Origin of the sequence: Cryobacterium luteum (genome assembly GCF_900110125.1) — a bacterium.
Lineage (GTDB): Bacteria > Actinomycetota > Actinomycetes > Actinomycetales > Microbacteriaceae > Cryobacterium > Cryobacterium luteum.
Genome location: NZ_FOCN01000006.1, coordinates 1 through 15,943, shown reverse-complemented (window position 1 = coordinate 15,943; position 15,943 = coordinate 1). Strand labels below are relative to the sequence as shown.

The 15,943-nt window shown below is 61.7% G+C and carries 18 protein-coding genes; 5 read left to right on the top strand and 13 right to left on the bottom strand.

The genetic code is table 11. From position 1 onward, the window contains the following. Positions 1-221: 221 nt before the first annotated feature. Positions 222-578, top strand: coding sequence for a hypothetical protein (locus BMW72_RS08010; RefSeq protein ID WP_092109215.1), 357 nt, complete (start codon positions 222-224; stop codon positions 576-578). A 68-nt stretch (positions 579-646) separates the two neighbouring features. On the opposite strand, the gene BMW72_RS08005 is transcribed toward BMW72_RS08010, so the two are convergent. Further along, positions 647-1,057: a DUF2256 and DUF3253 domain-containing protein gene (locus BMW72_RS08005; protein WP_092109212.1), complete on the bottom strand. Its 411-nt coding sequence runs from the start codon at positions 1,055-1,057 to the stop codon at positions 647-649. A 71-nt stretch (positions 1,058-1,128) separates the two neighbouring features. On the opposite strand from BMW72_RS08005, the gene BMW72_RS08000 reads away from it, so the two are divergent. Further along, positions 1,129-1,503: a YccF domain-containing protein gene (locus tag BMW72_RS08000; protein WP_092109209.1), complete on the top strand. Its 375-nt coding sequence runs from the start codon at positions 1,129-1,131 to the stop codon at positions 1,501-1,503. 100 nt (positions 1,504-1,603) lie between these two features. Here BMW72_RS08000 and BMW72_RS07995 read toward each other — a convergent pair whose 3' ends face one another. The 9 genes from BMW72_RS07995 to BMW72_RS07965 all read right to left on the bottom strand — a co-directional run bounded on the left by BMW72_RS07995 (position 1,604) and on the right by BMW72_RS07965 (position 11,382). Beyond that, on the bottom strand, positions 1,604-2,668 hold the full coding sequence (locus tag BMW72_RS07995) for a ThuA domain-containing protein (protein ID WP_166787673.1): 1,065 nt from the start codon (positions 2,666-2,668) through the stop codon (positions 1,604-1,606). A gap of 190 nt (positions 2,669-2,858) precedes the next feature. Continuing rightward, positions 2,859-3,029, bottom strand: coding sequence for a hypothetical protein (locus BMW72_RS18390; RefSeq protein ID WP_198416319.1), 171 nt, complete (start codon positions 3,027-3,029; stop codon positions 2,859-2,861). Further along, a complete protein-coding gene (locus BMW72_RS07990; protein WP_092109203.1) occupies positions 3,022-3,357 on the bottom strand; it encodes a hypothetical protein in 336 nt (111 codons plus the stop codon). The genes BMW72_RS18390 and BMW72_RS07990 overlap by 8 nt, the downstream gene beginning before the upstream one ends. 282 nt (positions 3,358-3,639) lie before the next feature. Then, positions 3,640-6,423, bottom strand: a complete 2,784-nt coding sequence (locus BMW72_RS07985) for a UvrD-helicase domain-containing protein (protein ID WP_092109200.1) — start codon at positions 6,421-6,423, stop codon at positions 3,640-3,642. Next, a complete protein-coding gene (locus tag BMW72_RS07980) occupies positions 6,420-6,758 on the bottom strand; it encodes a hypothetical protein (protein ID WP_134450319.1) in 339 nt (112 codons plus the stop codon). The genes BMW72_RS07985 and BMW72_RS07980 overlap by 4 nt, the downstream gene beginning before the upstream one ends. Positions 6,759-6,964: 206 nt before the next feature. After that, positions 6,965-8,992 (bottom strand): DUF2075 domain-containing protein, encoded by a 2,028-nt coding sequence (locus tag BMW72_RS07975; RefSeq protein ID WP_198416317.1) that lies wholly within the window; start codon positions 8,990-8,992, stop codon positions 6,965-6,967. Positions 8,993-9,043: 51 nt separating this feature from the next. Beyond that, a complete protein-coding gene (locus BMW72_RS18385) occupies positions 9,044-9,760 on the bottom strand; it encodes a hypothetical protein (protein WP_134450318.1) in 717 nt (238 codons plus the stop codon). Positions 9,761-9,872: 112 nt separating this feature from the next. Beyond that, complete coding sequence (locus tag BMW72_RS07970; RefSeq protein ID WP_092109191.1) at positions 9,873-10,445, bottom strand: DUF6998 domain-containing protein; 573 nt, start codon at positions 10,443-10,445, stop codon at positions 9,873-9,875. Between the two features lie 46 nt (positions 10,446-10,491). Further along, entirely contained in the window at positions 10,492-11,382 is an 891-nt protein-coding gene (locus BMW72_RS07965; protein WP_166787672.1) for a LysR family transcriptional regulator, read from the bottom strand. A gap of 79 nt (positions 11,383-11,461) precedes the next feature. Here BMW72_RS07965 and BMW72_RS07960 point away from each other — a divergent pair, with 79 nt between their 5' ends. From BMW72_RS07960 to BMW72_RS07950, 3 genes are read left to right on the top strand one after another with little or no spacing between them, the layout of a single operon-like run. After that, a complete protein-coding gene (locus tag BMW72_RS07960; protein WP_241983809.1) occupies positions 11,462-12,880 on the top strand; it encodes a CitMHS family transporter in 1,419 nt (472 codons plus the stop codon). Beyond that, the gene (locus BMW72_RS07955) at positions 12,877-14,232 is read left to right on the top strand and encodes an acyclic terpene utilization AtuA family protein (protein ID WP_198416316.1); all 1,356 of its coding nucleotides are present in this window, start codon (positions 12,877-12,879) and stop codon (positions 14,230-14,232) included. The genes BMW72_RS07960 and BMW72_RS07955 overlap by 4 nt, the downstream gene beginning before the upstream one ends. Then, the gene (locus BMW72_RS07950; protein ID WP_092109179.1) at positions 14,229-14,531 is read left to right on the top strand and encodes an AtuA-related protein; all 303 of its coding nucleotides are present in this window, start codon (positions 14,229-14,231) and stop codon (positions 14,529-14,531) included. The genes BMW72_RS07955 and BMW72_RS07950 overlap by 4 nt, the downstream gene beginning before the upstream one ends. A 20-nt stretch (positions 14,532-14,551) precedes the next feature. Here BMW72_RS07950 and BMW72_RS07945 read toward each other — a convergent pair whose 3' ends face one another. The 3 genes from BMW72_RS07945 to BMW72_RS07935 form a co-directional block, all read right to left on the bottom strand. After that, positions 14,552-14,947: a PIN domain-containing protein gene (locus tag BMW72_RS07945; RefSeq protein ID WP_092109176.1), complete on the bottom strand. Its 396-nt coding sequence runs from the start codon at positions 14,945-14,947 to the stop codon at positions 14,552-14,554. Next, positions 14,944-15,198 carry an AbrB/MazE/SpoVT family DNA-binding domain-containing protein gene (locus BMW72_RS07940; RefSeq protein ID WP_092109173.1) on the bottom strand — a complete coding sequence of 85 codons (255 nt, stop codon included), beginning with the start codon at positions 15,196-15,198 and terminating at the stop codon, positions 14,944-14,946. Before BMW72_RS07940 ends, BMW72_RS07945 begins: the two co-directional genes overlap by 4 nt. Positions 15,199-15,324: 126 nt before the next feature. Next, positions 15,325-15,943: HNH endonuclease signature motif containing protein (locus BMW72_RS07935; RefSeq protein ID WP_139175907.1), on the bottom strand; the 619-nt coding region annotated here is incomplete at its 5' end.

Genomic DNA, 15,943 nt, shown 5'->3' with positions numbered 1-15,943 from the left:
CAGGTTAGAATCACGAGAGCCGCACGCAAACACAGAATAGGAAACGCGCACATTCTTGCCGCCCTCTCTGACGCTGGCCTGCCGACGGAGGAGGGCGATGCCCTGATCTACGTGGGCTTAGACGATCGGGGCGTGGAATTGGGAATCGTTGCCGTTCCCGACAATAGACGTTCAGGTATCGCGGTGATTCACGCTATGCCGACTGGATACAGGAAGATGCCATGACCAATCTTGACCCGGCGAAGTTTGTGGTGAGCAAGGACGCCGTCGTGTCCGACATCGATCTTGACCGCGAGGAATTCATCCTTGATGATGGTCGCAGGCTAACCGACAAAGTCGCTGCCGAAATTGCCGCCGACGCACTAGCCAAGGCCCGCCGGCGAAATCTCGTTCCTGGTCGCAAATCTCCGGGCCGCGACGGCAAGCACTCCCCGGTTGTGCAGTTTCGTCTCGCTGAAGACGACCTGGACTATATCTCCCGCGCAGCGGCCCAGAACGGCCAGACGATTTCCGCCTTCGCGCGACAGGCAGTACTTTCGGCCGCCGGCAAGGCCGCGCCTGATGTCAAGCCACGATAGGCGCGATGCCAAGCAGGTCGTCGACACGCCTTACTTAGCGGATGCCGCCGGCCCCGGATCCTGACCACCTAGCGCGGCGTGCGCAACCGAATGGCGCCCTTCGCCGTCGACGGGTCGACCACGACTCCGCGCTGCGTGATCTGCAGTTCGCCGCGGGCGACCATGCGGCGGGCGGCTCGGCGGGCCGGCTCCATCAGGTCGCGCCATTCCTCGCCACCGATGGCTCGCGCTGCGTCAGACGGGCAGATCGTGGAATCGTGCGCCCGCGCCTGGAGCAGCGTCACGATGGTCGTTTCGAGCTGCAGGTCGGTGGCATCGACACCGTGTGACCGGCACGCGGCCGAGCAGTACTTCACCGAATCCCAGTTCTTGGCCCACTTCGCGCGCCACTCGATGCGACGGCCGCACGACGCGCAGGTCCTATCCGCCCGGTCAGTCGCGGGGTCGGCATCGGACGGCTTTGATTGACGGTGGGCCATGGCCCTATCTTGCCCGGAGACCGGGGATCGTGCCGTACTGGGCAGCACCGACCTGAGAGAATGAAGCCACCATGAAGACTCTTCTCAATATCATCTGGCTCGTACTGTCGGGGTTCTGGCTGTTCCTCGGCTACATGCTGGCGGCCGTCATCATGTGTATTCTCATCGTGACCATCCCGTGGGGAATCGCAGCCGCACGCATCGGCGTCTACGCGCTCTGGCCGTTTGGCAAGACCGTGGTTGAGGCGCCGGGTGCGGGCGCCGCGTCCCTCCTCGGAAATGTCATCTGGGTGATTCTGGCCGGCTGGTGGATCGCCCTCGAACATCTGCTCTCCGGCATCGCCCTCTGCGTGACGATCATCGGCATCCCGTTCGGCATCGCCAACTTCAAGCTCATCCCCGTGGCGCTCATGCCGCTCGGCAAGCAGATCGTCGACATTTCGTAGTCGTTGCATCGGAGCCCAGCAAGCTGGCCGACGGACGGCTAAAACCGGTATTTCCAAGACACGCGGGGAGATCCACCACCACGACCGCCGCGTCGTGGGTTTAGGAACCCAAACCCCGCTGCCACGTCACGAGGTTACCGAGCTTAGAGACCAGCACGTCGTCCTGAAGCCCGTGCGCCTTGGCCTGGGCCTTGCGGAGCGTCGCCGCTGCACCGGCGTGGTCGCCAGCATCCGCTGCGATCTCGGCGTTGTCGAGGTAATTCGCCAGCTGAGCGGAGAGCTTCGTGTACTTCTGGGAGCCGTCATCCAACCCTGCCAGAACCTTGTCGACCTCACCGAACGTGACGCAGTCGCCGCCGCCGCTGACGACGCCGGCCGTCCATTCGATGCCGCCGAGAATGTGGGCGAGGAACATCGGGTCGGAGTAGTTCGCGTCGACGTGTCCAGCGCCTTCGTACCAGGAGCGTCCGCCCTCGAAGTTCTGGCACCAGGAGAGGGGGTGGTCGGCGCCCATCGCGCCGCTACCCGGGTTGTACGTTGATTCGTCGAGGGTGATCAACACGTGCACGCTGTCGCGGGGGTTGGACGTGAAGTTGTACCACTCATCGAAGAGCTCCCATGCTGCCGGCAGCATCGACGTCGACGGATGATTCGGGCTCTCGACATGCAGTGTGGCCGTCTGTTGTGCCGGGTGGCCGAGGAAGCGGGCGCCGCCCCCGGTGAGGTCGCTGTACCAGGGCACGGTGTGCATTGAATCCGTCGCGGCGTGCAGACCGACAAAGCCGCCGCCGCCTCGGATGTAGCCCTGGAACGCCGACAACTCCGCGTCGTCGAGCAGCCGCGGACGGAGTGGGTCGAGGTTGTTCGTAGCGTCCACCGGTGACGCGAAGATGATGGTTGCGTATTGCGACAGGTCCTTGGCCGTGGTGAATGGAGTGGACGTTAGGGTCAGTGCTGGCTGACGCGAATCCCACACGTCCACGGTGAAACCGTTTTGCTGGCCCAGCTTGGCCACCGCGAGCGTTGTGTCATCGATGTGCGAGTGTCGAAACCCGAGGGTTTCCCCGACCACCAGCACCTTGTACTCGTCATCGTCGGCAGTTGCCGGTGCAGCGACGGCGCCGAGGCTGAGCATCAGCCCCACCGCCGCAATCCCGGTTGCCATTCGTTTCACATGCATCTGCATCGGTGTACTCCTCATTGAGTGCAACCTGAGGTGGTTGCTTTCCGCCGCCGTCGCGTAATATGTTGCGTGCAACGACATATGCCTTCGTCGATAGCCTATGAGGAATTCGGCGATAAAGTCAACGCCACAGCATCTCCACGACAGCGGCACCGTCCGGCGCTACCTGGAATCAGCGCGGCGGGAAGGCCCCGGCCAGCCGCGCCATGGCAGTCTCCCCCACGATCGGGATTCCGTAGTCGCGGGCCTTGCGCGCCTTGCCCGAGAGGGAGTCCGGGTCGGCGGCCACGAGCAGCGTGACCTTAGTGTCGAGCAGGTTGGCAACGTCGACGAGGTTACCCAAGGCTCGCTCGTTGGGCTGCCGCATCGATCTCTGCAGTGCGCTGCCGAAGTTGCAGCGCCTCAAGCGTCGCGGCGAAGGCTCGTTCAAACGCGGCAGCATCCTTGGAGCGGATGCCGTAAAGCCGACTCACCCACTCCCCCACCTCGAGCCGGATTTGACTCCAGAACACGCCGCGAGTGACGACGACAGCATCGAAGTTCTCAACCGCGGTTACGATAGCGACGCCACTCAGGGTAACCGTGACGCTGTCGCCGTGGAGGGCGAGTTTCCAGTTACCGGAGCGGGTCAGGACCTTGCCCCATGCGGATGGCTGCCAAGTTGACGGCATGCTGGCTGTCCTCTCGCTAGCTCGACGCGTTCGATCCAGTTGCAGGGCGCGCGGCTGAATGGCCGTGCATTCCAACAAGCGTCCTGAATGCGCGAGGCGGGCTTCACCCCGCACTTCGCACTTTAGCTAACACGTAGCCGGCCCGCGGCCCTCGGACAGGGCCGATTTAGAGACGTTCTGGCGACTCAGAGCGCAGGGCCTTGCTCCCCCGCCGAGAGGCCCGCAGACCGCTCACGGCGGGACGGGGCTGGCGCTCACACAACGTTCAAGGACGAAGGGTCGTCAGCGGTTGCGGCGGTACGGCGTGAAGGGTTTGCGGTACCCGGTAGCCGGCTTCACGATCGGCACCGACGGGCTGCCGTCGATGGAGAGTGTCGCCTTGCAGCGCGGGTAGCGGCGGCAGCCGAGAAAGGGGCCCCTCTTGCTCGTGCGTTCGACCATGAATCCGCGGCCGCAGCGCGGGCAGACAATCGAGTGCAGCACCTCGCCGATCGCATTCGTGCGCAGCACAGCCTGATCGCGGATGAGTTCCATGACGAAGCGAGATTCGCGCTTGTCGATTGTCACCAGCAACACGCTACGCCGCGCGCGGGTCAGCGCAACATAGAGGAGGCGCCGCTCCTCCGCCTTCGGAAATTCTTCAGCGGCCGGCATAGCGAGGCGCAAGACCGGGTCGTTGGGAATAGTGCTCGGGAATCCCCATTTACCTGAGACCAGGCCGGGCATCACGATGTAGTCGGCCTCTCCACCCTTCGAGGCGTGGATGGTCATGAACGAGATGTCGAGCAGATCCGTGAGGGGCTTGCACCCCTCCAAATAACTGCTCTGGTGGCGATACCGGCCGAGCACGAGCACCGAGACCTTGCGCCCCGGTACGCCGGGGATTGCGCCGCTCGCCACGCGGCCATGCAGTGTCGTCAAACGGTGACGGATGGCCAGGGCGACAGCGCTCTCTGCTTCGACCGACATGATCTCTACCGTCGGCGCATACTCGGCAGTTGACGAAACGACGCTCTTCGCGATCTGTGTGGGGTTCTGCATGACGAAGGCGCTGGAGACATCCGCTATTGATTGCGGAAATCGAAAGGTGCGCTCGAGGCGCATGGTCTCACTCGGGCCGAACCAGCTCTCGAACTCAGTCATGACCGAGACATCGGCGCCGGCGAAGCGGTTGATGCTTTGCCAGTCGTCGCCGACCGCGAACAGATAGCGTCCGGGTGCGTCCACGAGCGCTCGAGCCAGGCGGGCGCGGGCAAAGCTTGCGTCCTGAAATTCGTCGACCATCACGAGATCGTAGGGGCTATCCCAGTCGCCGGCCTCGAGGTGTTGCGCCGATAGCGTGAGCATGTCTTCGAAGTCGATGCAGTCGTCGGCAGCCAGCTGCGCGTTCCATTCCCGACGGATGGCGGTGAACAGTCTCAAGAACGACGCGTCGCGGTACCGCACGGGGCCGTGAGCGAGCACGGCGAGGTTCTCCCTGAGCTGCTCGTCGGTGAGGCAATTGCTCTTGGCATGGATTAGAAAAGTGCGAAATGTGCCAAGCAGGAGTGCGTTCTCGACCGGCTTCTGGCCGGCGGCGAGCCGATCGGGGTCGGGCTGAAGTGTGATCCCGAGTTCGGTTAGTTGTTTCGCGAGCGCGATAAGTGCGGTGCCGCCGTACAGCTCACCTCGCGTTGTCTCGAGAAGCGTAGTTCCGTTGGTGCGATGAACCTTGCGCTTCCACGCGACGTCGTCTAGGTAGCCTTCGAAGGGCGACGATCCATCTGCATCGATCGCCCAATGCTCGTGGTATGTCTTGATATCTGGAAAGTAGAAGTCTGGCCGATACTGCCCGTGCTCGGCGTCGGCGGTCTCGATCTCGTACCGCTTCTCGTAGATGTAGTCGACCCCGTTGAAGAAGAGCCAGTCCGCGATTATTCGCTCAGCAGGGCTCCGGACCGGCACGCCTTGCAAGGTCTGAAAACCCTCACTTGCGTCGACCTTCTCGCCGTTGTCGTCAGGGTAGTCGCGGGCCAGCACGGCGCGAAAGAAGTCCCACTCCGAGCGGAACATGACATCGGTGGCCCTCAGTCGGTCAACGATCCGACCCAGCTGCTCGATGCCCTTGCCACCTTCGAGCCACGGCGCCAACGACGGCTTCTTGCCGGTTGCCTGACCGATGATGTCGAGGCCGAAGGCGTGAAACGTGCGAGCAACAACTTTGTCGGCGTCAAGCCCCAGCGGGGTGAGGCGGTACCGGGTGCGCTGCTGCAGCTGTTTGGCTGCCGCCGAGTTGAAGGCGAGCATGAGTATCTTGTCGGCCGGAATGAGATTGCGGTGCAGCGCGTAGCCGGCTTTGGCGACCATCGTGGAGGTCTTGCCCGAACCAGCAGAGGCGACAACGAGCATCCGGTTGTCGAAGCAGACAACGGCCCGGGTCTGCTCTGGGGTCAGAGGCGACGATTCAACGTTGTCGAAGAATTCCCGACACTCATCCGCTTCCCGCTCGAGATGGTTCTGATTTTCACGCGCGATGACGGCAAACATGTCTTCTGACCAGTGAGCAATCGTGTCGGCGATGTCGGCCGGCTGGGCTGCTATATGCGGTCGCAAGGACTTCTCGTCGAGCAGGTGGCTGAAGCCGACGGCAGACTTGCGCGCGGCCCATTCGGTGCTGAATTCCCTGGTGATCCAGCCCATAGTGCGCAGGTGTTCAGTGAGCGAAGCAGTGAAGCTGTTTAGCCAGAGTGTCGCCTGGCGGGCTGCCGCGTCGAACTCGGCGGTGAGCTGCCGAAGCTGTAACGACTGCCGCGCCGACGTGAAGGCGTGCTCAAACGCAGCGGCATCTTTCGAGCGGATGCCGCGGAGCCGGTTCACCCGCTCCCCCACCTGCAGCTCGATCTGGCTCCAGAACATGCCGCGGCTGACGACAACGGTGTCGATATCCTCGATGGCAGTCGCAACGGCAGCACCGCCGATGGTGACCGCGACGATGTCGTCGTGGAGGGAAAGTTGCCAGCCACCCGAACCGGTGAGTGCCTTGCCCCAGGCAGAGGGCTGCCATATTTCGAGGGCGTGTTTGGTCATCGAGACTTGAGTAGAAGCTTGATCGTGCGCGCAGCGAACGCGATGAGGGCAAGCGGGACTGTGAATGTGAGGATCGTCTGGGCGAGGGAATTCAAGCCTTCAATCGAGCTGGCGGGAGCGTCGGAGGCATCCAAACCATACTGGCGCGCGAAATAGCCCGTGCCGGCAACAAGCACGGCAAAGCCCAGACCCATAAAGAATAGCTTGAGTCCGTTGCCCCGAAAAATCTGCACGACGCCGTCAAGCATCCACGAGGCAGCGAATGGCAAGATACCCGCCCACAGCATTACGGCAGCGATACCAGCAACTTGCGACACAATCATTGATGAAATCATGATCGACTCCCTAAAACCATATTCACGTCCGCTTTCTCCGTCAGGCCATATTCTTGAAACAAGCGGAACTAGCCGCCTCGGGCTTTGACACATGCTTCGAACAATAACTACACTTCGGTCTCAGGCGCGGCCCACGGATGGGGACCTCATGCATTGGACGCGCCCATCTCGGGGACGACGCCATCCCTACTCGCATACGGATTTACTCATTCGCCGTCGCAGACAGGAAGTGCCGGAATCGTGTCGCGGGTAGTCAAGCCCTTCAGCCCGCACTTACGCAGGTACTTGTAGGTGTCGTCGTAGAACTCGAATGCACGCGTAGGGTCGCTCGCATCTCCCCTTGGCACAAAAATGACCATTCCTTGGCGAGCTCTAGTAAGGAGTACGCGATAGGCGTTCTCTAAGAATCGTTGACTGCTGGCACTACGGCGGGCCTGCCATGCCGTTCCCTTGAACTGCCAGTGTTCAAACTCTCCCCCGGTATGACGCAGGTCCGCGTCCCAACCGATGAGGGACCAGTCGAGCTCCAAACCCTGGATGTCGAACTCTGTTGCAACGAGCTCCATAGCATCGCTCGAACGGACATCCAATGGTTCGTTGAGGAACCACTGCGCCGGTTCCAGGCGATTCGACGCGTGAATTCCATAAGGTCGCAACCGCATTCCGCCCGAGGAGGCGAGAACGCCGCGCGATTCTGTTCCGCGATTCTGGCGAATCAGCCATGCGCGAGCATCGCCAATGTCTCGAGTAATATATATCGGATAGTCCGCCTGGAATTTCCGATATTCAAATTGAGCCAAGTCTGGCTCATTGTTAATCAAATAGTGAACCATGCGTGAAAGGTATTCGGCCCGAAAAGACCGCATCGACGTCGAAAGATGAAGCCCCGGCCTTGATTCTGCGACTCTTACGTTCGACGCAAGCTCAGCAAAGTCAAGGTCCCCACCATCGTAGGCATCGTCTGACAGTTGGGAAGAGAAGTACACATCCCATTCGGGATATTTCAACTTAAGGGCGTCGAACCAGCCCGGCAGACCGACCTCGCCAGTGTTGATTTCTTGTCCACCCCCAATCAAAGCAACGACAACACACCAATCGACGTGCCGATCCATCACTCCTATCAGGAATTCCGGCTCTGACATATCGAAGTCTACAATCCCCTTCTTCTGCGACATGAATTTCACGGTCTGCGCTTTGTCCCAGGCCCTTTGCGCTTCATCGAAAACTACTACGCGCTCACGCGGCGCCTTTGGGTCGCGCATCGTTTCATCCCGAAAGTGGTGAACATTTTGAATGAATCGTTCGGTTTCTCGCCGCGCACTGGTAATGGATGCCTCAGGGTTACGCAACTTAGTATCGCGGGCCAGTGCCTCCCGAAGTACCGTCACTAAGGGCCCGTTGCCTGACAGGAACACCGCCAAGTCCTGTTCAAATAGCTGGTCCTCATCGTCAAGAACAGTTGCGATATTCAGGCCAGCGAGGGTTTTGCCCGATCCCGGCACCCCAGTGACAAAGCAGATACTCTTCCTGCCCCATTTGCGAGAGCTTCGCACTACTTCTTGAATTGTTTCAGTTGTTAGCGACAGGTTTTCAGCTGTCGCTCCACTCCGGCTTATTTCCTCAACACTGTGGTTCGCATACAAATACTGTGCCGCTTCAATAATCGTCGGCGTGGGATTATATGTGCCACCCGCCCATTTCGTGGCGTCAATGGGCGCAAAGTCGGCTTCTCCCACGACACTTGAAAGAATCCACCCGAGATTGTGGCCGTTTGTGCGAATTGGTGCCGCTACTTTATCTTCATTAAAGACGAGCTCCACTTCCCATACCTGCGCACGCGTGCAAATCAGCACAGGAATAATAGGCACATTTTCGCTGGTGCTGTGGAAATTCTTTAGATCAATGGCATAACCCTCCGCCTGTCGTATGTCAGCGGCGTCAAAGCTCTCCGCCCCGACTTTGAATTCAAGTACGAAGATTGCCGAGTCTTTCACAACAACGACGTCGGCTCGCCGGCCAACTCGCGGAATTGAGAACTCAAAATACACGTCGCCCAGCGGATCCACAGCGAGCTCTCGTTTGAGGATTTCGATCTGCTGCTGCCAGGCCACAAGCTGCGCTTGCTCAACATTTCTTGCGTTCGCAATCAATCGCCCGACAATAGCGCTCGAGTCCTTGCGAAGAAACTCATGGACAGGCGATGAGTAGTAGGCGCGTGCAATTGTTCGGCTCAAGCGGTCCCCCATTTATCAACAACAAACAGTGATTAGCTTTGCACACCCTATTTAGTCACCAAGGTGCCACGTATATGACCCGTCATTCCAGTTCACTGTCGCTGAAAATCTGTAACCGCTAGCTGTTCCATCAGCATTTTCCTTGCTAATCGCTATGCAGGAAAATGTTGTGGTGAGCGCCGTGAGATCGTCCGTGGAGCCACCGCCAAGCGGCGTACAGGACGACCGCAAAATCGGTCCTTCGAGAGTCTCTTCACTGACTCTTTTCTGCGCATCAGTGGTGATCGAACCTTCGACTTCACCCACCATCGATAGACGGATTGCACGCTCGGCGTCGTCGGCCTCTTCTTGGGCTTTTGCCGTTGCGGCCAATCGTGCTGCCACCTTATCTTTCTCAATTCGTGCTGCTTTCGCAGACGCTTCTGCGGCTACGACTTCATTGTTGTGCGCGACAGTCGTTGCAATCGCCGCGCCGGCCCCACCGAGCAACACCACGGCCGCAATGACGATTGCAGCCACGCGCACTCTACGGTTTTTCCACGCATTGGCTTTGAGAAAGCCCTTGCCACAATTAGGACAGTATTCCCCCTGGGTCTGAGACTGAACGCTGCAGGCGGAACAGACGCGTGTAAGGGCGGACTCGCTATCGACGTGTTCTTCGGACATCTCAAGTTCGGGCTGGTCAGCCAGAGATTCGACATTCTCGTGATCGCCGTCCGTTGATTTCAACAGTTCATCAGGCACTTGGGCAGTTTCTTGATCGGGCATATTTTTACCCTATAAGGGTGGAAATTCGTCCCACAGCGAATGCGACACGCTTCTGCACCCAGTTCGGGGCCGGATGCTTCGGACGAGCAAGCCTGGTCGTATGTTGAGACGTTCAGATAGAGCCATCGACCTCCCCAATGCCGGGAAGTGCCGCCGACTGGCACAAGCATCCCAACAAGGCATCGTCGGCTGTGGCCATGACTGCCCGCATGTCTGTCCACGCCGACTGTAGTGTCAGTGTGACATCGGTGCCGATCACCATCACCTTCCCAATCCGCACGGTGACGGAGTTCGTGTGCGCCTGGAAACGACCATGCACTTTGACATCAGCCAGCGACCATTCCTTTGCCAGGGTCACCCAGTTATCTATGACGAGCACGAATAGACACACGTCATATCCATCAGACCTGATCGCGGAGAAGATCTGCGATGGGCTGGTATCCGCGACGACGTTCCGCACTTTCACTTGGACGCGACGGCCGTCACCGGCGAGCAGATCGTACGACTTGGCGGAGTTTTTCTCCAGGATGCCGTCGTAGGCGATCGAGGCCGCGTACTCCGCAAGGTCACCGACCGGAGCGTTCTTCGTGCGAATAAGTCCACGCTGGCGGAGCTCGTCGAGGATGCCGGAATAGGTGTCGATGAGTTCCCCGACACTCATGGTGTGCAGCTCAGAGTTGGTCATTGTGAGATCTTGTCAGACATTCTCGGCTGCGACTGAAGACACACGCTCAGGCCCGAGCAGCCCGAAGAACCTCGATGAACGCCCGGGTGCAGGCCGTCTGGCGCTGCTCGGGCAGGTAAGCGATGGAAATATTGCGGGTCACCGTAGGAGTGAGTGGAATGTGAGCGAGGTCGGCGAATTGCATCATCGGAAGCACCATGCCGGGAACAGCGGTGATGCCGAGGCCGGCGGCCACGAGCCCGGCCACAGCACCCACATTCTCGGCGGGAATTATTGAACCAAGTTGCGCGCCAGCCTCGGCGAGGGCCCGCCGAGCGATGCGCTCAATGCTGCTGTCGGGGCCGAAGGCAATGAAGTCTTCACCAGCCAGCTCCTCCCAACCGACAGAGGCCCGCAACGCGAACCGGTGGGTGCGCGGTACCGAGCAATAGAAGAAGTCCGTGCCGATGGGTTCCTGCTGCAGACCGGCCAACGGACCGGTTGTGGCGATCACCGCTAGGTCGACCGTGCCGGCGCGCACCTCGGCGAGCGTGCTCGCGAGCAGACCGTCTTTGATCGAGACCCGCACGCCCGGGTTCGCCTGCCGAAATGCCAGAACGTGCGGCGGGAGAAAGGTCGCGGCGATGGAGGGCAGGCACGCGATCGACACCGAACCGCGGTCGCCAGTGAGAAAACTCTCGATGTCGCGCATTCCCGCGTCGAATCCGAGCAGAATACGACGGGCGTGTTCGGTGACCTCCCGCCCATCGGCGGTGGGGTGCACGCTGCGTGTCGTGCGCACGAACAGGCTCACGTTCAGGCGCTGTTCCGCATCGGCTATCGTGCGACTGAGGGCAGATTGCGCAAGGCCAAGCGATCGTGCCGCGGCCGTGAAGCTGCCGCAGTCGGCGAGCGCGACGACGCCACGCAGATGCGAGACCGTCAGATTTATGCTCATCCGCATGAGTTTATGCCCAACTGATGTTGGCTCGCATAGGTATTCGTGACGCAGACTCAGAGGGAACCTAAGGGGATCAATGATGCTTTCCATTCTGGGCTATGCCACCATAGCCATCATTCTGGCGCTGCTGCTCAAGCAATATGTGGCCGCTGTCATCGCGCTCGCGGTGGTGCCGATTCTCGCCGCTCTCGTGGCCGGCAACTCGCCGCTCGAAATCGCCGGTTTCATTCAGGACGGGCTCTCCGGAGTGGTGGGCGTCACCGCCATGTTCGTATTCGCCATTCTGTTCTTCGGCGTGATGCGCGACGCCGGGCTGTTCGACCCGGTGATCAACCGCATTGTGAAACTCGCGGGCAGCGCGCCCGCCACCGTGACCGTGGCCACCACCGCCCTGGCCATCGTGGCCCATCTCGATGGCGCCGGCGCGACCACGTTTCTGATCGCAATCCCGGCGATGCTGCCCCTCTATGAACGCCTCGGCATGAGCCGCCTCGTGCTCACCACCTGCGTAGGGCTCGGTGCCGGCGTGATGAACCTGATGCCCTGGGCCGGACCGACCGCCCGCGCCGCGGCCACCATAAACGTGGACGCCAACGAGATTTGGGTGCCGCTCATCCCGGCGCAGATCGCGGGCATCCTGATGTCCCTCGGTGTGGCTTACCTGCTTGGTCGTCGAGAAGCACACCGCCTGGAACGTGCCGCACTCGGCGATTTCTCCCCCGCACCGCGTTGGTTCGGGTGGTCTGGCGCACGCGGCGGGGACGCTGCAGGCATCCGCTCTCGGCCAATGGCGACCGAGCTGTCTTCTGAACCCACCTCGGGCGGCGTGGCGACCGACCAGGCAGCACTGCAGTCGACCCTGCTGCGCCCGAAGCTGATGTGGGTGAACACCATTCTGCTCGTGGCCACGCTGGCCACGCTCATCACGGCCGTCGCCTCCCCCGCGATGGTCTTCATGGTCGCCGCAAGCCTCGCCCTGGTGATCAACTACCCCGGACTCCAGATTCAGAGCGAGCGTTTCGACGCGCACGCGAAGGGCGCGATGCTGATGGCGAGCACCCTACTCGCCGCCGGCGTGCTGCTTGGCGTGCTCGAGGGCAGCGGCATGATCGACGCGATGGCCACGAGTACGGCGTTGCTCATTCCCGACGCGATCATGCCGGCACTTCCGCTGATCGTGGGCATCATCGGTGTTCCGCTCAGCCTCGTCTTCGGGCCCGACGCCTACTACTTCGGTTTTCTGCCGGTGCTCGTTGGCGTCGGAGACCAGTTCGGCATCAGCGCACTTCACCTCGCGCAGGCCTCAGTCATTGGAGAAGAAACCATGGGATTCCCCATCAGCCCGCTCACCGGAGCGTTCTACTTGCTCGTGGGTCTCGGCCAGGTCGACATCGGCCGACATATTCGCCACATGATCGGCTGGGCCTGGCTGGTGAGCCTTGGCATGCTCGCGGTCGCCATCGCCACCGGCGTTATCCCCCTGTGGGCAGCGTGAGCACCGCGCGCACCACGCTCCGGCTCGGCGCCGGCGCGGGATTCTCCGGTGACCGCATCGACCCGGCCCGCGACCTGGCCGAGCACGGCGACCTCGACTACCTCATCTTCGAGTGCCTCGGCGAGCGCACAGTCGCCACCGGCCAGGCCCGTCGCCTGATCGACCCGAACGCCGGCTACGACCCGCTCCTCGACAAGCGGATGCGTGCGGTACTGCCACACACGACGGCCACCGGCACGACCGTGGTCACCAACGCCGGCGCCGCGAACCCCCTCGCCGCCGCAGAACTCGTGGCTCGCACCGCCGCCGAGGTCGCGGGTGGCCCGGTGCGTGTCGCCGCCGTCACCGGCGACGACGTGCTCGAGCAGGTGCGTCGCCACAATCCCGTGGTCTGGGAAACCGGTCGGCCGCTGTCGGAGCACACCGAGGAACTCGTCTCGGCAAACGCCTATATCGGTGCCGACGCGGTGATTCCCGCGCTCGAACTCGGTGCCACCGTGGTGATCACCGGGCGTCTCGCTGACCCGTCTCTCTACCTTGCGCCCCTCGCATTCGAGTTCGGCTGGCAGGCTTCTGACTACGCAACGCTCGGGGCGGGCACGGCGGTGGGACATCTGCTCGAATGTGCCGGGCAGTTGACGGGCGGCTACTACGCGGATCCGGTGACCAAGCCGGTGCCGAACCTGGCCCACCTGGGGTTTCCGTTCGCCGATGTGCGAGCCGACGGCTCAGCGGTCTTCGGTAAACTCGACGGCTCGGGCGGAACGCTAACCACTCGCACCTGCGCGGAACAGCTGCTCTACGAAGTGGGCGATCCGGCCGCGTATCTCACGCCCGACGTGACGGCCGACTTCGCCGGGGTGTCATTCACCCAGGTGGGGCCAGACCGGGTTGCCGTCGAGGGCGCGACCGGCGGCATCCGCCCCGACGAACTGAAAGTGACCCTCGGGTTTCGTGGCGGCTGGGTGGGCGAGGGGCAGATCAGCTACGCCGGCCCGCGGGCGCTTCAGCGCGCCGAGCTCGCCGGTGACATCGTGCGGCAGCGGTTGCACGAGGTGCACGGGTTGGCCACCGAGAACATCTTCGTCGAGTTCATCGGCGCCGGCGCCGCATTCCGCGGGTTGGACTCCAGCAGCGACCCCCACGAGGTGCGCCTACGCGTCACCGCCCAGGCCGCCAGTTTTGACGCAGCGGATGCCGTGGGCTGGGAAGTCGAGGCCCTCTACACCAACGGACCGGCGGCGGGGGGCGGGGCCCGTCGCTCGGTCACCGAGGTGCTGTCGATTCGGTCATGCCTGATTCCGCGGCACCTGGTGCCCACCGACGTGCACCTGCTGGAGGTGACGGTATGACCACGCTCGATCTGTTGGCGGATGTTCGCACCGGCGATAAGGGGTCGACGCTGATTCTGGCGGTGTTCCCACGCGACGACGAGGCGTTTCGCTATTTGTTGCCCCGCCTCACCGGGGCGGTGGTCTCAGCCCACTTCGGTGATCTGGTGACCGGCGATGTGCGTCGAACCGCCCTGCCCCAGTTGCCCGGTTTTGTGTTCGAACTGCCTGGCGTGCTCGGCGGTGGTGTGACGGGGTCGCCGACCCTTGACGGACATGGGAAGACACTGAGCTACCATCTGCTGAGTTTGGACCTATAGCACGTCTGACCGGCGCGTTGCTAGGCGGTCACCAGCAGGTGAGCATCCGTTTGGCTGGCCAGTTTGCGGTCGAAGGTGTAGAGCGGTTGATTTGCCGTCATGTCTGCCGACGTCACGAGGTAGCAATCTTCGAATGACAATTTGGGATGCTTGACGTACAGCGCCAGTGCTCGATCGAAGAGCGAAGCATTTGCGACGATTTGAGGCAGAATCACGAGACCATGAATGGCTTCTCGCTGCTGCTCGCGAGTGAGTCCGTAGGCTCTGCCCAATACGAACACCGTCTCGACGAGTGCGATATCCGAGACGACAAAGGTGCCGCCCGCCTGAAGCAGGGCCACAGCGGCGTCATGCTGTTTGGGCACATCGTTGAGCAGCAATCGCAGAACGACGTTTGCGTCCAGAGAAGCGCTCAATCTGCGCGCTCGTCATTTCGATGTTCTTGGTAATAGTCATCAACGTCGATTACGGGCTCGATGACGGTCACGTAACTGGAGATGCGCGCGCTGAGCGTTTCGATGTTCGCGATCGGCGCGATGGTTATGGTGTTGTCAGCCTCGTCAATCGAGATTTCGAGCCGATCACCTTGCTCAAGCCGCAGGGCTTTGCGCACCGCTGCGGGAAGGGTGAGCTGCCCTTTGCTGCTCAGGGTGACGATGGCTTTCATGGCTTACATTTTACGCGATGTAAGGTTTGCCGCCAGAGTAAGCCATTAGCTTGCGATGTAAATTTACAACGTGAGTCTGCCTCGCCCAGTCGCCGAGCCCGACCTTTGCGAGCGGCCGCGAAGGACCTAGAACGGTTGGGGGTCAGGGTCTCCGGAATTGTCGGTGTTCCAGACGGATGTCCACAAGTTGGGCGGGGGTGGTGCCGGTGCGGTCGGCGGAGGTGGTGCTGGCGCGGTTTGTTGTAGGAGGGGGCTGATTCGGGTGGCGGGGTCGGTGGCGTAGTGCTTGCCGGCAGGGCTGGTCCAATTCAGGGTACCGTCAGGGTCGGCGACAACCTTCCATTCACTGAAGTGCTTCAGGTTGTGGTGGGCCGGCGAGAGAAAGTGCAGGTTGGTGGCGGTGGTGGGGCCGCCGAATTGTTTGTCGATGGTGTGGTCGAGGTCGCTGTGCCCGGCGGAGCGGTTGCAGCCGGGGAAGCGGCAGCTTCCGTCGCGCAGGCGGAGGTATTTCTTTAGTGCGGCGGGTACTCGGAAGGGTTCGGCGCTGACGTCGAGGACGATGCCGGTGTGCGGGTGGGTGAGGACGCGCAGGAAGCTTGTTGCGGTGCCGGCCAGCTTGCGGGCGGTTTCGGGGTCGATCGGCCCGTAGCCTTCGAGTTCGCCGGGCTCTTCACTCTTACCCATCAGGGTGAGCACCGGCACGGTGATGTTGACGTTCGCGGTGAGCCCGGCGCCGAGGCCGCTG

Bases quoted from the DNA above. Each gene is read 5' to 3' on its own strand.
- BMW72_RS08010 (WP_092109215.1), top strand. From the start codon at position 222: ATGACCAATCTTGACCCGGCGAAGTTTGTGGTGAGCAAGGACGCCGTC.
- BMW72_RS08005 (WP_092109212.1), bottom strand. From the start codon at position 1,057: ATGGCCCACCGTCAATCAAAGCCGTCCGATGCCGACCCCGCGACTGAC.
- BMW72_RS08000 (WP_092109209.1), top strand. From the start codon at position 1,129: ATGAAGACTCTTCTCAATATCATCTGGCTCGTACTGTCGGGGTTCTGG.
- BMW72_RS07995 (WP_166787673.1), bottom strand. From the start codon at position 2,668: ATGGCAACCGGGATTGCGGCGGTGGGGCTGATGCTCAGCCTCGGCGCC.
- BMW72_RS07990 (WP_092109203.1), bottom strand. From the start codon at position 3,357: ATGCCGTCAACTTGGCAGCCATCCGCATGGGGCAAGGTCCTGACCCGC.
- BMW72_RS07985 (WP_092109200.1), bottom strand. From the start codon at position 6,423: ATGACCAAACACGCCCTCGAAATATGGCAGCCCTCTGCCTGGGGCAAG.
- BMW72_RS07980 (WP_134450319.1), bottom strand. From the start codon at position 6,758: ATGATTTCATCAATGATTGTGTCGCAAGTTGCTGGTATCGCTGCCGTA.
- BMW72_RS18385 (WP_134450318.1), bottom strand. From the start codon at position 9,760: ATGCCCGATCAAGAAACTGCCCAAGTGCCTGATGAACTGTTGAAATCA.
- BMW72_RS07970 (WP_092109191.1), bottom strand. From the start codon at position 10,445: ATGACCAACTCTGAGCTGCACACCATGAGTGTCGGGGAACTCATCGAC.
- BMW72_RS07965 (WP_166787672.1), bottom strand. From the start codon at position 11,382: ATGAGCATAAATCTGACGGTCTCGCATCTGCGTGGCGTCGTCGCGCTC.
- BMW72_RS07960 (WP_241983809.1), top strand. From the start codon at position 11,462: ATGATGCTTTCCATTCTGGGCTATGCCACCATAGCCATCATTCTGGCG.
- BMW72_RS07950 (WP_092109179.1), top strand. From the start codon at position 14,229: ATGACCACGCTCGATCTGTTGGCGGATGTTCGCACCGGCGATAAGGGG.
- BMW72_RS07940 (WP_092109173.1), bottom strand. From the start codon at position 15,198: ATGAAAGCCATCGTCACCCTGAGCAGCAAAGGGCAGCTCACCCTTCCC.